Below are 16,407 nucleotides of genomic sequence, written 5' to 3'. Positions count from 1 at the left end.
TACCTATTCCTCCCCTTTTGCTTCTCTTTTGAATGCTTCAAGCGCCAATTCATAGCCTAGAAAGCCAAGACCGGCAATCTGCCCCTTTGATACTGGAGCAATCACCGATGTGTGCCTGAATTCTTCTCTTTGATAAACATTGGAAATATGTACTTCGATAACGGGACAATTAATCCCTGCAATCGCATCCCTGATGGCATAGCTATAATGAGTAAAGGCTCCTGGGTTAAATATAATGCCATCCAAACCAGTGTCTTCTGCCTCATGGAGTTTGTCGATCAGATCTCCTTCATGATTCGATTGGAAGCATGTAACCTCAATCTGGCTTTCCACACCAAGCTGGACCATCCGTTTTTCCAAATCCTCCAAAGTCCTGACACCGTATATTCCGGGTTCTCTTTTTCCCAGACGGTTCAAGTTTGGACCATTGAGCATAAGTATTTTTTTCATGACAGGCTCCCGTAAAAAAAGAATGTTCAATAAGAACATTCTATCACAATTGATTTCGTTAAAACTACCACGAGACGCTCAAGAGGTAACTTCCTGCTGATTATTCTCACTGTTTCGATTTTCATTTTCTTCATATGATATGGAATAACCAACAAAAACACCGTAAAGAACATAAATGCAAATCGATGTGATCAACGTGTCCTTTGACAAGTCCCAGAAAGGTTTAATACCAGGAAACAGCGGATTGAGCACATAGAATACAAGAAAAAACAACGCCAGCCCAAAAGCTGCACCTGCCCATATGGACTTAAGCTTTCTCATTGCTGCATAATACACAAGAGCGGCGCCCGTAGAAAAAAGACCAATGACAACAATGGATATAACCGTACCGAGCCATTGCTTCTTCCATGCTCCCAAAGCCCATGGTTCGAGAATGACATTCGGACGAATCTCAGTAAAATGAAAGACATAGGCTAAATAAGCAAGCGAACTCCAAAAAATCCCTCCAAACAACCCGGTGATTATACTCATCACGATGAAAGACATTGGTTTTTCCCTTTGATTCTGTTCAAGGTTTTCTTGATTTTCTGCCATTAATTGCACCTCCATACTTAGTATGTCCCGGACAGACTAATCAATTGCACTTCTGGAAAAAATGTTGCATATGCTGTCCACTATATAGAGGTTTGTGCTAATTTTTAGTAAAATAAAAGTAACTGAACAAGTGGCTGTAATAATTTGAAATGAAAATCTATCGTTTAAAGCCCTTTTAAAAAGGAAAAAGTAGCAGGAGAAGAGTATAAAATTGGAGAATTTGTACAAAGTAATCGTTGGCAAGTTTAAAAGCTGGAAAAATTGCTCATGATGCTAGTAGGGAGGTGGCTTTCATTGAAGAATCGTATTTCTACGTATGTGGTTTCAGGACTGATCATTCTTGCAATCTTTGGTTTCGCCTTTACGTTATTTACTGATCCATTAAGTATCCTTATAACGCTTGCAACAATCGCCCTGATTGGTGCGTTAATTTATTTCCTTGTAACCCGCCTGACAAGTTCTAGCTCGGGAAGACAGCAGCAACGTGCATTCCAAAAGGCTGCAAAACGTTCCAAAAAGCGGTTTCAGCCAAAAGACGCAAATACTTCCTCTAAACGTTCAAAAATAAAGTCGCTCGCATCCGCGCGCAACAATAAGAAGGATGCGTCACATTTAACGGTCATAGATGGTAAAAAGAGCAGAAAAAAAAATCGGGCTTCGTTTTAAGCTCGATTTTTTCTGTATTTTAAAGCTAATAACACCAGGATTTAAAAAACTTCTCTGCGTTCTTTTTCCCCAGATCAATCAATTCCTGCTTCTTTTCATCTGAGAGCTGGAACTCAGTGGTCAAATTACCTTCTGTCGGAACGAAAATGATATTCTTTTCATGTTTTCTCGATATATAGCGGGAGTCATGAGCATCCTTCATCGTTTCAAACAAAGCTTCGAACATATTCAGGGCGTTTTTGATTTTGTTGGTAGGCTGCTGGATCAGATTTTGGCTCAGCTTGACCCCAAGTACCGGCCTGACTTTTTTGACATTATCCTTATCAAATAACCACATTGGGAAATTGCTTAGCACGCCTCCATCAACAACGATATTATTGCCGACCCGGTCACGCAGCTTTACCGGTTCGAAGAAGAACGGAAGACTGCAACTCATTCTGATGGCCCTTGCCACAGGAAAGGTTCTCGGGTCAACGCCATATTTGGGTAGATCGTCCGGAAGGATTAGCAGCCGGCCATTCGTAAGATCGGACGCGATGACCCTTAATGCATCTGGAGCAAGGTCTCCAAAAGTGCGCAGCCCTCTGGCGGTCAATATTTCAGCTATCCAGCACTCCAATTCATCACCTTTATAGAGACCCAGCCGCCAGTATACAAAAAGCCACTTGGTCAATGCTGATGGGAAGATCGTTTTTCTCGAATCAAGAAATTTCTTCAGGTCAAGTTCATCCAAAAGATTTGCCATCTCTGTGCTAGTGTAGCCAGCGGCGATCAGGCCCGCTATCAATGAACCCGCACTAGTTCCGGCAACCCTTTTAAATCGGAATCCCCGTTCTTCGATTGCTGCACAGGCACCCACCAATGCTAGCCCTTTAATTCCTCCGCCGGAAAAAACGCCGTCAATATACATATGAGCCACTCCCGTCGATGTAATCCCATCTTTACATCTTTAAGCGCTCAATTTGTAAAATAGTACGGCGTACAAGTTATAAATTTCAGTTTTATGTGAAATATTGAATCTCGGCTTCAGGGAAAAAAGAATGGATATACCCTCGAATTGTTGACTCAAGATCCTTTGCTTCATCGGTCTGGTAGACGTACTTTCCTATCCCGTAACGTCCCCATTTATATTTTCGTTTCTCTTCATCCATTTCAAGCTTGGATTTAGGGTAACGCTTTTGAATCACATTTTTTGCAGGCTTAGTGAAACGATGCTGGATAAGTTCAAAGCTTAGGCCTGTCAGATCGATTCCTTCAAGGGAATGGCTGAGTCTTTCAAATAATTCGTGATAGCCTTCTCTCCAGCCTTCATGGATATAAATGGGCGCAACAATGAAGCCCAGCGGGTAACCTGCTTGGGCTACCTTTCTCGCTGCCTCCAGTCTTTCATCAAAGGATGATGTGCCAGGTTCAAAATTTTTGATTACATACCGGGCATTGACGCTAAAACGAAATCTTGTTTTACCGTTATGCTTTGCATCGAGCAGGTGATCGACATGATGGTATTTCGTCACAAACCTTAATTGCCCATATTCCGACTCCCCGAAAAATTCGATTGTCTTCTTTAAAGCGTGGGTTAAATGATCTATTCCGACTATATCCGACGTACAGGCAGCTTCGAACCTGGTGATTTCCGGTTTTCTTTCGTCCATGTACTTTTGCGCCTGATCAAAAATTTCATCAAGGTTCACATATGTGCGGATATACGGTTTGCTTCCAAGCGTCGTTTGCAGATAACAATAATGGCAATGGCCCATGCACCCGGTCGCAAGCGGGATGGCATATTCGGCTGAGGGCTTGGATGTATCGAACTTCAGCGTCTTCCTGACACCAACAACAAGTGTCGACTTCGCATTGCGGTATTGTTGAAGTTCATTCTCTCCAGGTATGCCGCGAACCTGGTTATGCGAAGTAGTCTCTTTGATTTCAAGTCCCATCTTCTCGAACTTTTCCTTTAGCTCCCGCCCAAGCGGGTACTCCAAAGCCCTAGGCTCAATGTATACAAGCTGTGGTACAAAAGCTTTCATTTCAATTTCCTCATTTCATTCCATATAGTCAATAGTGTTAGTATGAGCAGAAATTAAAAAAGAGGATGGAAAAAATATTTCCATCCTCTTGAAGTATTATTATAATCCACATTTTAGCTGTGCGTTACAGTTTGTGCATGTATTGCAGCCGCCGATTTCTTTTACTTCGCCTTTGCGGCAGACAGGGCATGTATTGCCGACTTCAGAGCCGATCGTTACATTGGTAGAACGCAATTCATTGATCGTATCAACAAGGACAACATGCTGCTTTTGTCTTTCTTTCTTGTCGATTTCCTCTTCCATCGTGTTTTCTTCCGCTTTTAGCGTCAATACTTGGGAATCGCGGGAGCCGTCTACATAAACAGTTCCACCCTTCGCTCCACCTTTATACAGGCGCTCATAAACTTTTTCAACCTGCTCAACACTATAACCCTTCGGTGCGTTGACCGTCTTGCTGATTGAGCTGTCAATCCAGCGCTGGATGACACATTGAACATCAGCATGTGCTTCAGGAGCCAATTCCATCGCTGAAACGAACCAGTTCGGCAGGTTCTCAGGATCAGCTTCCGGATTGCGCTCAAGATATTCTTGAACGATATCAGCCTTCACTTCGATGAACTTGCCAAGACGGCCGCTACGGAAGTAAGAAAAGCTAAAGTAAGGCTCAAGTCCTGTTGAGACGCCAACCATTGTACCAGTTGATCCCGTGGGAGCAACAGTCAGCAAGTGTGAGTTGCGAATACCGTTTTCGAGGATCGACTCACGAATATCTTCAGGCATTTTCTTCATGAAACCAGTGTTCGTGAATGCCTTACGAAGCCTGTTTGTTTCTTCTTCTGTACCGCCTTGAAGGAATGGGAAGCTGCCTTTTTCCTTCCCAAGTTCAACAGATGCACGGTAAGCCGAAGTAGCGATTGTTTCAAAAACCTTATCAACTAGCTTGTTCCCTTCTTCAGAACCGTATTCTGTTTCACAGTAGATCAGAAGATCGTGAAGTCCCATGACACCAAGACCGACACGGCGTTCACCCAATGCTTGTCTCTTATTATCTTCAAGGAAGTAAGGAGTCGCATCGATGACATTGTCCTGCATGCGCACGCCAACTTCTACAGTACGCTTCAATTTTTCAAAGTTCACTGTCCTTGTTTCCTTGTCCGCCATTTCTGCAAGGTTAACAGCAGCAAGGTTGCAGACAGAATTTGGTGCGAGAGGCTGTTCCATTTTGTTATCCTAAAGGCTTTTTATCCCTTAGTTCTAACGGTTCGTTTCCCGTTAGTTCAGCATATCTTTTCAATGCTTCATCAGCATTGTTGCGGCCTCGTGGATGGATTATATTCTGCTATCGCAGGTTCACCATCTATGCGTTGCCCCTGACCTTGTTTTTACCCAAGGCCTTCGGTTCGGATTCCCATCTCAGGGTTCCCGCTTTATTCCGCAATTTTTAACGTGAGGCAAACTAAGCTACTCTACCACACGGATTTGTTGCTACAACTTTCTGTCCATATGCCTGTGCGTTTGTCATGTCGTTGGCATTGTCGATAAAGAAGATGCCTGGTTCGGCTGAGTATGTCGCACAGATGTTAATCAGGTTCCATAGTTCTTTTGCCTTGATTTTTCTATAGGTCCGGACTTTATAACCGAGCGTTTCCCACTCGCGAACATCACCGATTTTATGCCATTCTTCGTTATAAACCTTCATTGTCTCAGCATCATAGCTTTCAACATCAGGGAAGCGAAGTTCATAATCTGCATCATTGTCGACTGCGTCCATGAAATCCTTTGTCAGGGTGACGGAAATATTCGCACCTGTAAGGAATTCTGAGTTATGGACGGTATACGTTCCGCCTGTTGCAAGCTTTTCTTCAGCCGCTTTGATAATATCTGCGCTGAATCCACCGTATCCCGGGATGCTCTTGTAGTTCACGATTCCCTGGTACATTGCTTCTTCCTGCAACGTCAGTGGTGTGAATTTCAACTTTTCCTTCGCCATTTTCTTGATTGATTCATCATTTGTGCTTTCAATCAGGAAGCGTAGGATCCTTGGATTTTGCATTTTTGAAATGATGAATTCTACAATGTCAGGATGCCAGTCACTAAGCATGATCATCTGTGCCAAGTTGTTACGTTGATTCGCTACATCAACTCTTCAGGTCACCCTGAAGCTCAGACCATATCTTACACTCTTGCTTGAGTGCCCTCGCACTTCGGAATCACTTGATTCCTACTCTACTCACTTCCGCTGTCAGCGTGCTTTCGATGGTCGTTGAACCTTCTCCCTTTAAGGAGCTTGGCTGCTGATTGTCTTTAACCACTTGCTGTTTTTAAGCATTCACGCTTACTGTTTCCAGTTACGTTGTAGCCAGCAAGTCATAAAAGAGTTTCCAGCAATTCACGAGGTTTATTTATAGACGAGGCACGTTAAGCTGCTTTACCACGTCTTGACCCGCCCTGCTCAACTAAATGTGTCAGCTTGGCTATGTCATCAAGCCATGAAACCGATCCGGATGATTTTCCGTTTACACCCTTGGCTAGTGTGTTGCGCGGCCTTAGTGTCGAACCATTCGTTCCTACTCCGCCGCCGCGGCTCATGATTTCCATGACCTGCTTACGATGCTCGGAAATTCCTTCGCGTGAATCTTTTACAAACGGCATGACATAACAGTTGAAGTAGGTCACGTCTGTTGCCGCACCCGCACCGTAGAGAACACGGCCTGCAGGAATGAAGTTCATCGATACAAGCTCTTGATAGAACTTCTCAAACCATTCCTGGCGCTTTTCCTCAGTCTTTTCAACAGCTGCAAGGCCTGTAGCATTACGTTTCGCGATTTGCTCGTAGAATACTTCCAACGGCTTTTCGATGACATCCAGTGACTTTGTGATCACGCCGGTTGCTGCTTCTTCCGGGTCATCCAGCACACCGCGGAATTCTTCATCCACGAGCACTTTAGCTTTTTTGTTTTCCCAATCAATATCTTGTATGAATCCAAGTCCGCGTGCCGGGAACTTTGGATCCTCTTTGATAGTGAGGACGACGAAGTCACCATTTGATAGAGTAATTTTTTCAGTGTCTTTAAAAGTATAGCGGTCCAGCATGACTAAACGGGAGACGCCTTTGTGGGTAAGTTTCATATCAGAGGTAATCGGGTGAACCTGCGGGAACAGCTTAATATCCTTGTTCAGGCTTTCAACATCCAGGCTCATTTTTTGTCCAATAGTTACAGACATTTCTACAACTCCTTCTACGGTTTTAAATCTTTTCTCTAATGTATTACTAGAAGTATGTAATTCTAGCTGCATTTTTGAATTACCCTTACGTTATCATATCGAAACACCAAAAATCAATATATAGTGTATTTTTAATTTTCGACAATACTATATATGGTGTTAAGGTCAAAGGTTAGTGTTTTTGTCAAACCTGAAAACTATTAAAAAATAGAGATATAAAGAGAGAAAGATAGAATATCTCCAGTAAATGATAAAAAACAACAAATTTCGAGGGTTGCACTTTTTTATAAATCCTCAAAACCTAGAAAATACTGGATACAAACAAAAAAAAGCGGAAAATCCGCTTTTAAATATTTTTATCTTTTAAAATTCCACTCATCAGATTCGTACTTATTTTTAGCCAGTGCATTTACATAATCCAATTCATCTTGACTTAAATTATATGGCTCCAAAATAATTCCCAAGCCATCTTCAAAACCTTCCTTGAATGCTTTCTTCGCTTCTTCAAGATTAATCTTGCGGTTGCTGATCTCATTAATGGCAACAGCTTTTGTTTTAAAGGCCTTCTGCATTCTCTCTTTAACACGGTCATTCGGATACTTGAATAAACTGAAAAGCTTATCCTCATCTAAATCAAGCAAAATAGAACCATGCTGAAGGATAACCCCTTTTTGCCGGGTCTGTGCGCTGCCTGCTACTTTACGGCCCTCAACAACAAGCTCATACCAGCTTGGAGCATCAAAACAAACTGCAGATCGCGGGTTTTTCAACGTTTCTTTATCAGCAGAGGTTTTTGGTACAGCAAAATAAGCTTCCAGTCCTAACTTTTGGAACCCTTGTAAAATCCCTTCCGATATCACCCGGTATGCTTCTGTTACTGTTTTTGGCATTTCTGGGTGTTCTTCAGTTACAATTACGCTGTATGTAAGTTCATGTTCATGCAGGACGCCCCTGCCCCCAGTAGGTCTCCTTACAAAACCAAGACCGTGCTGCTTCACAGCCTCCATATCAATTTCTCTTTCGATCTTTTGAAAATAACCAACTGATAGTGTCGCCGGGTTCCAACCATAGAAACGGACCACCGGAGGAATTATTCCTGCACCATGCCAATCAAGCAAGGCCTCATCCAGCGCCATGTTAAAAGAAGGCGAACAGTCTCCTGAATCAATAAATCCCCATACCTCTTTATTCATACAAATTTAACCCCATTTAAAATAGTTTAAAGCTAAGATTTTTTTAGTCTAACAAAATAAATTTCAAAAGCAAAGCAAGTTGATTTAAAGAAATTTATTAATTTCCTTTGCTCTCTGCCATGAAGGCTTATATAATTAAAAGTGGCTCAGCTAAGCTTGAAAGGAGAAATATGTTTTGGATACACTTATCTTTTTAATCGTCCTAACAGTTGCGGTTATTCTTTACTCTGTGTTTATGTATTTCCGCCAAAAGAAAATCCTCAAGACCCTGACAGAGGAAGAATTTAAAGCCGGTTATCGCAAAGCGCAACTAATCGATGTCCGTGAACCAAATGAATTCGCTGGTGGACACATTTTAGGCGCGAGAAATATCCCGCTTACCCAGCTTAAGACACGCCTGAAGGAAATCAGGCCGGACAAGCCTGTCTACCTATACTGCCAGAGCGGATCACGCAGCGGACGTGCTGCACAGCTGCTTTACAAAAAAGGCTATAAGGACTTGAACCAACTTCAAGGCGGCTTCAAAAAATGGGGCGGCAAAGTCAAAGCTAAATAAGCAATTATCCCATAAAATTACCCCTCAGCATGATTGCTGGGGGGTTTAGTATTTTTTTTAGAAATCCGTAATATTGAATAGTCCAGAGACAGAATTCATGCTAGGTTCGGACAAAACTTTTGCTTATCCACCTGGTTTTGTCCGAAGTCACATCAGGTTCAGACAAAATCTCTGCTTGTCCTCTTAGTTTTGTCCGAAGTTATACCAGGTTCGGACAAAATCTTAGCTCTTCCTCTTAGTTTTGTCCGAAGTCATACCGGGTTCAGACAAAATCTCGACTTTCACTCTTAATTTTGTCCGAAGTCACACCAACTTCAGACAAAATCTCCGCTTTCACTCTTAATTTTGTCCGAAGTCACACCAACTTCAGACAAAATCTCGACTTTCACTCTTAATTTTGTCCGAAGTCACACCAACTTCAGACAAAATCTCCGCTTTCACTCTTAATTTTGTCCGAAGTCACACCAACTTCAGACAAAATCTCCGCTTTCACTCTTAATTTTGTCCGAAGTCACACCAGGTTCGGACAAAATCTCAATGCTCCCTTGACTTTTTGTCCGAAGTCATACCGGGTTCAGACAAAATCTCGACTTTCACTCTTAATTTTGTCCGAAGTCACACCAGGTTCGGACAAAATCTCAGCTTCTCTTCTCAGATTTGTCCGAAGTCACCCCAACTTAAGACAAATTCTCAGCCTCCGCTCTTGATTTTGTCCGAAGTCATGCCAGGTTTGCTTCCTTAAGGGATAAAAATGCAATAAAGTCCTGCCGAAACAAACCGGCAGGACCCTCAATCAATTCATTATTCTGCTTTCTGGTAGCGCAAGATCGGCTTCCTTGCAGCAGTTGTTTCATCCATACGGCCTACTACTGTGGAGTGTGGCGCTTCCTGGACGATTTCCGGATTCTCTTCCGCTTCCCTGGCGATTTGAATCATCGCATCGATGAAGGCATCAAGGGTTTCCTTGGATTCCGTTTCAGTCGGCTCGATCATGATCGCTTCTTCCACATTCAATGGGAAGTAGATCGTCGGCGGATGGTAGCCAAAGTCTAACAGGCGTTTGGCGATATCCAACGTACGAACGCCTAACTTCTTCTGGCGCTTGCCGCTAAGGACGAATTCATGCTTGCAATGCCTGTTAAATGGAAGGTCATAGTACTCAGCAAGCCTTCTCATCATATAGTTAGCGTTCAACACAGCATACTCCGTAACAGCTTTCAGGTCATCTGGACCCATTGTACGAATATACGTATAGGCGCGGACATTGATGCCGAAGTTGCCATAGTATGGCTTCACCCTTCCGATTGATTGCGGACGGTCGTAATCGAACTTATAAACACCATCCTGCTTCGTCACGATTGGCTTTGGCAGGAATGGTATCAGGTCTGCTTTTACACCGACCGGGCCTGAACCTGGTCCTCCGCCGCCATGAGGGCCTGTGAATGTCTTATGAAGGTTCAAGTGAACTACATCAAAGCCCATGTCGCCAGGGCGTGCCTTGGACATAACAGCGTTCAGGTTTGCTCCATCATAATAAAGCTTGCCGCCTGCGCTGTGGACGATTTCAGCCATCTCAAGAATGTTTTCTTCAAATAGACCAAGGGTGTTCGGATTCGTCAGCATCAACGCAGCTGTATCCTCACCGACAACCTTCTTCAGGTCTTCTAAATCGACCAGACCGTTTTCATCTGATTTTACAGTGATTGTTTCAAAACCAGCTACAGTTGCGGATGCCGGGTTTGTTCCGTGAGCAGAGTCAGGAACAATGACCTTCGTACGCTTGTCGTCACCATTTGCTTCGTGATAAGCACGGATCATCATCAAGCCCGTCCACTCGCCATGTGCACCAGCTGCCGGCTGTAGTGTCACCTCGTCCATGCCAGTAATTTCAATCAAGTGTTCCTGCAGGTCGTACATCAATTCAAGAGCACCCTGAACGGAGCTTTCATCCTGCAGTGGATGCAAATGGGCAAAACCATTGAAGCGGGCAACATTTTCATTCATCTTCGGATTGTATTTCATCGTACAAGATCCAAGCGGATAGAACCCGGAATCAACACCATGGTTGCGCTTGGATAGTGCAGTGTAATGGCGCATGATATCAAGCTCGGAAGCTTCAGGAAGTTCTGGTTCTTCTTCACGAAGGAATCCTTCTGGCAAAAGCTCGGATAAATTGGCTTCTGGAACATCCATTTCCGGAAGGCTGTAGCCGACACGGCCCGGTGTGCTTAATTCAAAAATGAGTGGCTGATCTTCCTTATGCATTGATATCCCCCATTTCCTTTACAAAAGTATCGATTTCTTCTTTTGTTCTTAATTCTGTTATCGCAACAAGCATGTGGTTTTCGAGATTGGAATCATCGCGTCCAAGGTCATAGCCACCGATAATGCCATGTTCAAGAAGCTTTTGGTTTACTTCTTTAACCGGCTTATTCAGCTTAACGACAAACTCATTGAAAGTAGGTCCTTCGAATGCGATTTCGAAGCCATTCTCTTTAAAAGCCTTTTTCGCATAATGAGCTTTTTGGATATTGGCCACAGCCATTTCACGAACGCCTTTTTTGCCAAGAGCCGTCATCGCTACTGATGCAGCCAGTGCATTCAGTGCCTGGTTTGAGCAAATATTGGATGTCGCTTTGTCGCGGCGGATATGCTGTTCTCTCGCCTGAAGCGTCAATACGAATCCCCGGCGTCCCTGGTCATCCTTCGTCTGGCCGACTAGTCTGCCTGGAACCTTTCTCATGAGCTTTCCAGAAACAGCGAAATATCCGCAGTGAGGACCGCCGAATGCTGTCGGTATTCCAAAAGGCTGGGCATCTCCGGTTACGATATCAGCACCGAACTTCCCTGGAGGAGTCAATGCTCCAAGTGCAAGAGGGTTGCTGGATACAACGAACAACGATTTATTTTCATGGACGATTTCTTCGATTTCCTTCATTGATTCAAGTCCGCCGAAGAAGTTTGGATATTGAACGATGACAGCAGCGACATCTTCACTTGCCATATCCTTAAGCACTTCAAGGTCAGTTACGCCATCCTTATGCGGTACTTCCACAACATCGATGTACTGTCCCTTTGCATATGATTTGACTACGTCCTTGTATTCAGGATGGACAGCACTTGAGATCAAGACTTTTTTACGTCTTGTATGTCCTGCACTCAGCATCGCTGCTTCAGCAAGAGCTGTTCCTCCGTCATACATGGATGAATTCGCTACCTCCATGCCAGTCAATTCACTGATCATGGTCTGGAATTCAAAGATTGCCTGAAGTTCCCCTTGTGAAATCTCAGGCTGATATGGTGTATAAGCAGTGTAGAACTCTGAACGTGAAAGGACATGGTCAACAATCACTGGAATGTAATGGTCGTAGACACCAGCGCCGATAAAGGAAGTGTTCATTTTCAAATCGGCATTTTTCGCAGCCATTGTTGTCAGTTCTTTCATAAGAGCTGTTTCAGACTTGGCTGGTTTAATGTTATATTCTCCGGCAAAACGGACTTTTTCAGGAATATCGCCGAATAATTCATCGATCGATGAAACGCCGATGCTTTCCAACATTGCGTTTTTATCACTTTCAGTCAGCGGTAAATAGCGATGCTTCATAACTTTTTCCCCTCTCCGGCTTTTACTTTTTATCTTTTATAAAAAGGTGTAGCTGAAACAGCAGCTTTTAGGCGTTTGCCGCGAATTTCAACTTCCACTTCATTTCCTAACTCAGTTTCCTTTGCATCAATCAGTGCCAGCCCGATATTTTTCTTGAGCGTCGGTGATTGCGTGCCCGTCGTGACTTCGCCAATCCGAGTAGCCCCTTTGTAAACGGGATATCCATGGCGAGGGATCCCGCGATCGATCATTTCAATGCCGACAAGCTTTCTAGGCAGTTCATTTTCTTTTTGTTGTTTAAGTGCTTCTTTTCCAATGAAATCAGCTTCCTTATTTAGCTTCACAGCAAAGCCTATTCCAGCTTCAAGCGGACTGATCTCAGATGAAAGTTCCTGTCCATACAGAGCAAGGTTCGCTTCAAAGCGGAGTGTATCCCTGGCACCAAGCCCGCATGGAATGACTCCTTCTTCTTTGCCTGCGTCAAGGATTTCTTTCCATAGGCTAACAGCATCCTTTGAATCGCAGTAAATTTCAAATCCATCCTCGCCTGTATATCCTGTTCGTGACACAAGCGCTTTCTTGCCGTTAAGATCAACTTCCTCACTGAATTTGAAAAAGCCGATTGAGCTAAGATCATGGTCCGTAAGCTTTTGAAGGACTACCTCAGCAAGGGGTCCCTGCAGAGCAAGCTGGGCTATGCCTTCGGACAAGTTCTCGATTGTCACATTGCCTGCAAGATGATCCTGCATCCATTCAAAATCTTTTTCAATATTGGAGGCATTCACAACGAGAAGGTAATGCTCATCCTCAAGTTTATAGACCAATAAATCATCAACAGTGCCGCCGGTCTCATAACACATCGCTGTGTATTGGGCACCGCCGTTTTTAAGTTTTGAAACATCATTTGTCATCATCTTTTGTAAATAGTCCAGACTATCGGAGCCTTTCACTTCAATTTCTCCCATATGGGAAACATCGAATAGACCAGATTTTGTCCTTACTGCTTCATGCTCTTCTTTGATGCTTGAAAATTGGACCGGAAGCTCCCAGCCTCCAAAATCAACCGTCTTCCCGCCGTATTCCTTGTACACTTCAAATAGCGGCGTTCGTTTTAATTCAGTCATTATGTATCCCCCTTCGTCCTATAGAAAAAAAATCAGTTTACAAAACGGGTTTTAAAGCGGTCAAAATTGTTACTGGTTCCCCTGCGCCAATGAAGCCATAAAAAAGGACAGAGTACCCCCTCTGAATCTGAGAAGGTCTCTGTCCTTTCACCTGAAAGTTTACCTTTAAAGGCTTTCCCCTTTGGTGGCTCCCACTAAAAAAGCGCTCTCCAGAGATGCGTCAAACAAGAGTTCTTTTGCCTGAGAGATTCACAAAGATTGCTTGCTCCTTCGGCGCTACGTAAGTAGTCTCTCCCCTTGTTGTCATCCGCATTAATATTATTTTCACAATTGGGCATGCTAGACGTTATTACATGTCTGTAAACTGACTATTTAAGTCTATAAAATGACAAATTTCAAAACATTCAAAAGCTAACTTCATCCTACCATTAGAGAGCCAATTTCGGCAATATATTTATACATTAAAAGAGGTGGATAAAATGACCGTTCAAATTAACTTTGATTCTTCCTGGCAGGACGAGATGGCTGAAAGAAATGAGAATGACGGCCCATGGGGAAATTGGGAGCTTTATAAGCTTGCCGTTGAGATAGAAAAACATACAATTATCCCGGAATTCGAAGGACTTCAGGCACCAGCGCATCTGCCTCAACTTACTCCTTTGCCACATCAGCTGGAGGTCGCGAAACAAGTCGTTGAAAACATGAACGGAAAAGCAATACTGGCCGATGAAGTCGGCCTTGGGAAAACAATCGAGGCTGGATTGATTTTGAAAGAATACATGATCAGAGGCCTGGTCAAAAAAGTATTGATTCTTGTTCCTGCATCCCTTGTCTCGCAGTGGGCCATGGAACTTAATACAAAATTCCATATTCCTGCTATTGCGCAAAAGAAAAGTTATGTATGGGAGCAATGCGATGTTGTCGTTTCATCAATCGACACAGCCAAAAGGGCGCCACACAAGGAAATCATCAACAACTTAAATTATGACCTTATCATTATTGATGAAGCTCACAAGCTAAAAAATAACAAAACAAAAAACTATGAATTTGTCCAAAATCTTAAGAAAAGATTTTGTCTTCTGCTGACAGCGACACCGATACAAAATCGGATTGAAGAAATTTTCAATCTCGTTTCACTCTTAAAACCAGGACATCTGGGCAGTGAATCGGTGTTCTATGATAAGTATAAGAAGGATGCCAGGTCTGTTAATGATGATGAACACCTTAGAGAGCTAGTCAATAAAGTCATGATCCGCAACAGGCGCTCCGATACGGGAATCGAATGGACTAAACGCCATGTAGAGACCATTCCTATCTACTTCTCAGAAGAAGAACGTGCACTGTACGATTCGGTTCAATCTTTAAGAGGATCAGAAGCCGGTCTTAGCTCCAGTCAATTCTCGTTAATGACACTTCAACGGGAAGCTTGCAGCAGCAGGGAAGCTGTATTCTACACCCTCAGGAACATGCTTCAGAGACAAGAAAATCCTTCGGTGGGATTCCAGAATACTATCGCCCAGCTGATAAAACGCGTTGAGGCGGTTACGAAAAACTCTAAGGCCGAAAAAGCACTTGAATTAATACAGCAGATTAATGACAAAGTGATTATTTTTACGGAATACAGGGCCACTCAGCTATACCTTCAATGGTTTTTGAAGCAAAATGGCATCACTTCTGTTCCTTTTCGAGGAGGATTCAAACGCGGGAAAAAGGATTGGATGAGGGAGCTTTTCCAGAAGAATGTCCAGGTGTTGATCGCAACAGAGGCTGGCGGCGAAGGGATTAATCTCCAATTCTGCAGCCATATCATCAACTTTGATCTTCCCTGGAATCCGATGAGGCTTGAACAAAGAATCGGAAGAATACATCGCCTTGGGCAGGAGAAAGATGTTAAAATTTATAATTTCGCGACAAAAGATACGGTAGAAGAACATGTACTGAAACTGTTATACGAAAAAATCAATCTGTTTGAAAAAGTCATCGGTGAACTTGACGATATACTGACGAAATTGGAATTTGGCAATATCGAAGATCATTTGACCGATATTTTCGGAAAATCAAATTCTGAAGGTGAGATTCGGATCAAAATGGAAAACCTGACATCAATGATTCAGTTCGCAGAGGAAATGAAGGAGGGACAGCAGCATGCAGCAACAGGAAATCCATAATTTTCTCGAGAGATATTTTACAGCTAATAACTGTGAATTAATGGAGAATGACAAGGGGTATATGACAGTCCAGTTAACTGTTGATCTCGATAAGGAATTGATGAACCGCCCGTTTTACTGGCATTACCTCGAGAAAACAGGCGGTGTTCCTAATCCAATGAAGCTGACCTTCATTACCAATAAACAGAAAGCACCAGATGATATCAAAGGTGAGGTCATCCATTTCGGGTCTCCTCGCCTTCATCAGATTTTTGCATCGACAAAAAATCTTGCCAGGTTTATCCGATTGTATCAAAGCAACCAATTTCCTACTCAAACACCGCTTATTCCCTGGATAGGGTTGAATGTGAAAATATCGTATCAATGTGACAGGAAGCGGGATGTATTCCATTCGATTGGTCTGCAGCTGATCAACGGAATGATGGTAGAAGACTTTCATGACAAAATATTGAAGCTGCCGTTGAATTCAAAGATTCCGGATTATGCCTATACACTTTCTCCATTAATAAGGCCAAAAAGTGGTGTAAACAGAATCCAGTCTTTTTTGACAACAAGGGTAGAACAAGAGGATCATACCTGGGCTGAAGAGGCAAGAAAACGCTGGCAGAAGGACCTGGAATTGCTTCATCACTTTTATGAGGACGAGGATGAAGAAACTGATAGTTTTAACACCGAAAAAGCCGCCTTACAAGAGCAATATGAACCTAAGGTCAATATCGCAATCGTCAACGGCGGATTATTTTATTTAACCGAAAATGCTATATGAGTGATCCTGATGCAAGAATAATAAGCACATGCGA

General features: G+C 43.1%; 12 protein-coding genes, 3 pseudogenes and 1 riboswitch. Of the genes and pseudogenes, 4 read left to right on the top strand and 11 right to left on the bottom strand.

The annotated features are described in order from the left end of the window. Nucleotides 1-3: 3 nt before the first annotated feature. Both aroQ and LC048_RS05535 read right to left on the bottom strand, forming a co-directional pair. Nucleotides 4-450, bottom strand: coding sequence for a type II 3-dehydroquinate dehydratase (gene aroQ, locus LC048_RS05540; protein ID WP_226602072.1), 447 nt, complete (start codon nucleotides 448-450; stop codon nucleotides 4-6). 78 nt (nucleotides 451-528) lie between these two features. Next, on the bottom strand, nucleotides 529-1,044 hold the full coding sequence (locus tag LC048_RS05535) for a YqhR family membrane protein (RefSeq protein WP_226602071.1): 516 nt from the start codon (nucleotides 1,042-1,044) through the stop codon (nucleotides 529-531). 294 nt (nucleotides 1,045-1,338) lie between these two features. On the opposite strand from LC048_RS05535, the gene LC048_RS05530 reads away from it, so the two are divergent. After that, nucleotides 1,339-1,710, top strand: a complete 372-nt coding sequence (locus LC048_RS05530) for an SA1362 family protein (protein ID WP_226602070.1) — start codon at nucleotides 1,339-1,341, stop codon at nucleotides 1,708-1,710. Between the two features lie 25 nt (nucleotides 1,711-1,735). On the opposite strand, the gene LC048_RS05525 is transcribed toward LC048_RS05530, so the two are convergent. The 6 genes and pseudogenes from LC048_RS05525 to LC048_RS05500 form a co-directional block, all read right to left on the bottom strand. After that, a complete protein-coding gene (locus tag LC048_RS05525; RefSeq protein WP_306049662.1) occupies nucleotides 1,736-2,620 on the bottom strand; it encodes a patatin-like phospholipase family protein in 885 nt (294 codons plus the stop codon). Nucleotides 2,621-2,711: 91 nt separating this feature from the next. Next, the gene (gene splB / locus LC048_RS05520; protein WP_226602068.1) at nucleotides 2,712-3,737 is read right to left on the bottom strand and encodes a spore photoproduct lyase; all 1,026 of its coding nucleotides are present in this window, start codon (nucleotides 3,735-3,737) and stop codon (nucleotides 2,712-2,714) included. 99 nt (nucleotides 3,738-3,836) lie between these two features. Beyond that, nucleotides 3,837-4,955, bottom strand: a pseudogene (locus LC048_RS05515) (vitamin B12-dependent ribonucleotide reductase); the annotation flags it as partial. A gap of 253 nt (nucleotides 4,956-5,208) precedes the next feature. Beyond that, nucleotides 5,209-5,850, bottom strand: a pseudogene (locus LC048_RS05510) (vitamin B12-dependent ribonucleotide reductase); the annotation flags it as partial. 320 nt (nucleotides 5,851-6,170) lie between these two features. Then, a pseudogene (locus tag LC048_RS05505) lies at nucleotides 6,171-6,962 on the bottom strand (ribonucleotide reductase N-terminal alpha domain-containing protein); the annotation flags it as partial. Nucleotides 6,963-7,318: 356 nt separating this feature from the next. Then, nucleotides 7,319-8,155, bottom strand: coding sequence for a lipoate--protein ligase family protein (locus LC048_RS05500; RefSeq protein WP_226602067.1), 837 nt, complete (start codon nucleotides 8,153-8,155; stop codon nucleotides 7,319-7,321). 175 nt (nucleotides 8,156-8,330) lie between these two features. Between LC048_RS05500 and LC048_RS05495 the strand changes: the two genes are divergently transcribed. Further along, nucleotides 8,331-8,711, top strand: a complete 381-nt coding sequence (locus tag LC048_RS05495; RefSeq protein WP_226602066.1) for a rhodanese-like domain-containing protein — start codon at nucleotides 8,331-8,333, stop codon at nucleotides 8,709-8,711. 801 nt (nucleotides 8,712-9,512) lie between these two features. On the opposite strand, the gene gcvPB is transcribed toward LC048_RS05495, so the two are convergent. Genes gcvPB through gcvT form a run of 3 tightly spaced genes read right to left on the bottom strand, consistent with a single transcriptional unit; the run spans nucleotide 9,513 to nucleotide 13,439 of the window. Continuing rightward, nucleotides 9,513-10,976 (bottom strand): aminomethyl-transferring glycine dehydrogenase subunit GcvPB, encoded by a 1,464-nt coding sequence (gcvPB, locus tag LC048_RS05490; protein WP_306049660.1) that lies wholly within the window; start codon nucleotides 10,974-10,976, stop codon nucleotides 9,513-9,515. Further along, entirely contained in the window at nucleotides 10,969-12,315 is a 1,347-nt protein-coding gene (gene gcvPA / locus LC048_RS05485; protein ID WP_226602064.1) for an aminomethyl-transferring glycine dehydrogenase subunit GcvPA, read from the bottom strand. Before gcvPA ends, gcvPB begins: the two co-directional genes overlap by 8 nt. A gap of 29 nt (nucleotides 12,316-12,344) precedes the next feature. Further along, on the bottom strand, nucleotides 12,345-13,439 hold the full coding sequence (gcvT, locus tag LC048_RS05480) for a glycine cleavage system aminomethyltransferase GcvT (RefSeq protein ID WP_306049658.1): 1,095 nt from the start codon (nucleotides 13,437-13,439) through the stop codon (nucleotides 12,345-12,347). Between the two features lie 218 nt (nucleotides 13,440-13,657). Further along, a riboswitch (glycine riboswitch) is annotated at nucleotides 13,658-13,746 on the bottom strand. A 172-nt stretch (nucleotides 13,747-13,918) separates the two neighbouring features. Between gcvT and LC048_RS05475 the strand changes: the two genes are divergently transcribed. Both LC048_RS05475 and LC048_RS05470 read left to right on the top strand, forming a co-directional pair. Then, nucleotides 13,919-15,607, top strand: a complete 1,689-nt coding sequence (locus LC048_RS05475) for a DEAD/DEAH box helicase (protein ID WP_226602062.1) — start codon at nucleotides 13,919-13,921, stop codon at nucleotides 15,605-15,607. Beyond that, the gene (locus LC048_RS05470) at nucleotides 15,585-16,373 is read left to right on the top strand and encodes a YqhG family protein (protein ID WP_226602061.1); all 789 of its coding nucleotides are present in this window, start codon (nucleotides 15,585-15,587) and stop codon (nucleotides 16,371-16,373) included. Before LC048_RS05475 ends, LC048_RS05470 begins: the two co-directional genes overlap by 23 nt. The last annotated feature ends 34 nt before the right edge of the window (nucleotides 16,374-16,407 follow it).

This window comes from Mesobacillus subterraneus (genome assembly GCF_020524355.2).
Lineage (GTDB): Bacteria > Bacillota > Bacilli > Bacillales > Cytobacillaceae > Mesobacillus > Mesobacillus subterraneus_C.
Note: the sequence above shows the minus strand (reverse complement) of the source record. Positions and strands in the feature narration are given on the sequence as shown.

Bases quoted from the DNA above. Each gene is read 5' to 3' on its own strand.
- LC048_RS05525 (WP_306049662.1), bottom strand. From the start codon at position 2,620: ATGTATATTGACGGCGTTTTTTCCGGCGGAGGAATTAAAGGGCTAGCA.
- aroQ (WP_226602072.1), bottom strand. From the start codon at position 450: ATGAAAAAAATACTTATGCTCAATGGTCCAAACTTGAACCGTCTGGGA.
- LC048_RS05500 (WP_226602067.1), bottom strand. From the start codon at position 8,155: ATGAATAAAGAGGTATGGGGATTTATTGATTCAGGAGACTGTTCGCCT.
- splB (WP_226602068.1), bottom strand. From the start codon at position 3,737: ATGAAAGCTTTTGTACCACAGCTTGTATACATTGAGCCTAGGGCTTTG.
- LC048_RS05475 (WP_226602062.1), top strand. From the start codon at position 13,919: ATGACCGTTCAAATTAACTTTGATTCTTCCTGGCAGGACGAGATGGCT.
- gcvPB (WP_306049660.1), bottom strand. From the start codon at position 10,976: ATGCATAAGGAAGATCAGCCACTCATTTTTGAATTAAGCACACCGGGC.
- gcvPA (WP_226602064.1), bottom strand. From the start codon at position 12,315: ATGAAGCATCGCTATTTACCGCTGACTGAAAGTGATAAAAACGCAATG.
- LC048_RS05470 (WP_226602061.1), top strand. From the start codon at position 15,585: ATGCAGCAACAGGAAATCCATAATTTTCTCGAGAGATATTTTACAGCT.
- LC048_RS05535 (WP_226602071.1), bottom strand. From the start codon at position 1,044: ATGGCAGAAAATCAAGAAAACCTTGAACAGAATCAAAGGGAAAAACCA.
- gcvT (WP_306049658.1), bottom strand. From the start codon at position 13,439: ATGACTGAATTAAAACGAACGCCGCTATTTGAAGTGTACAAGGAATAC.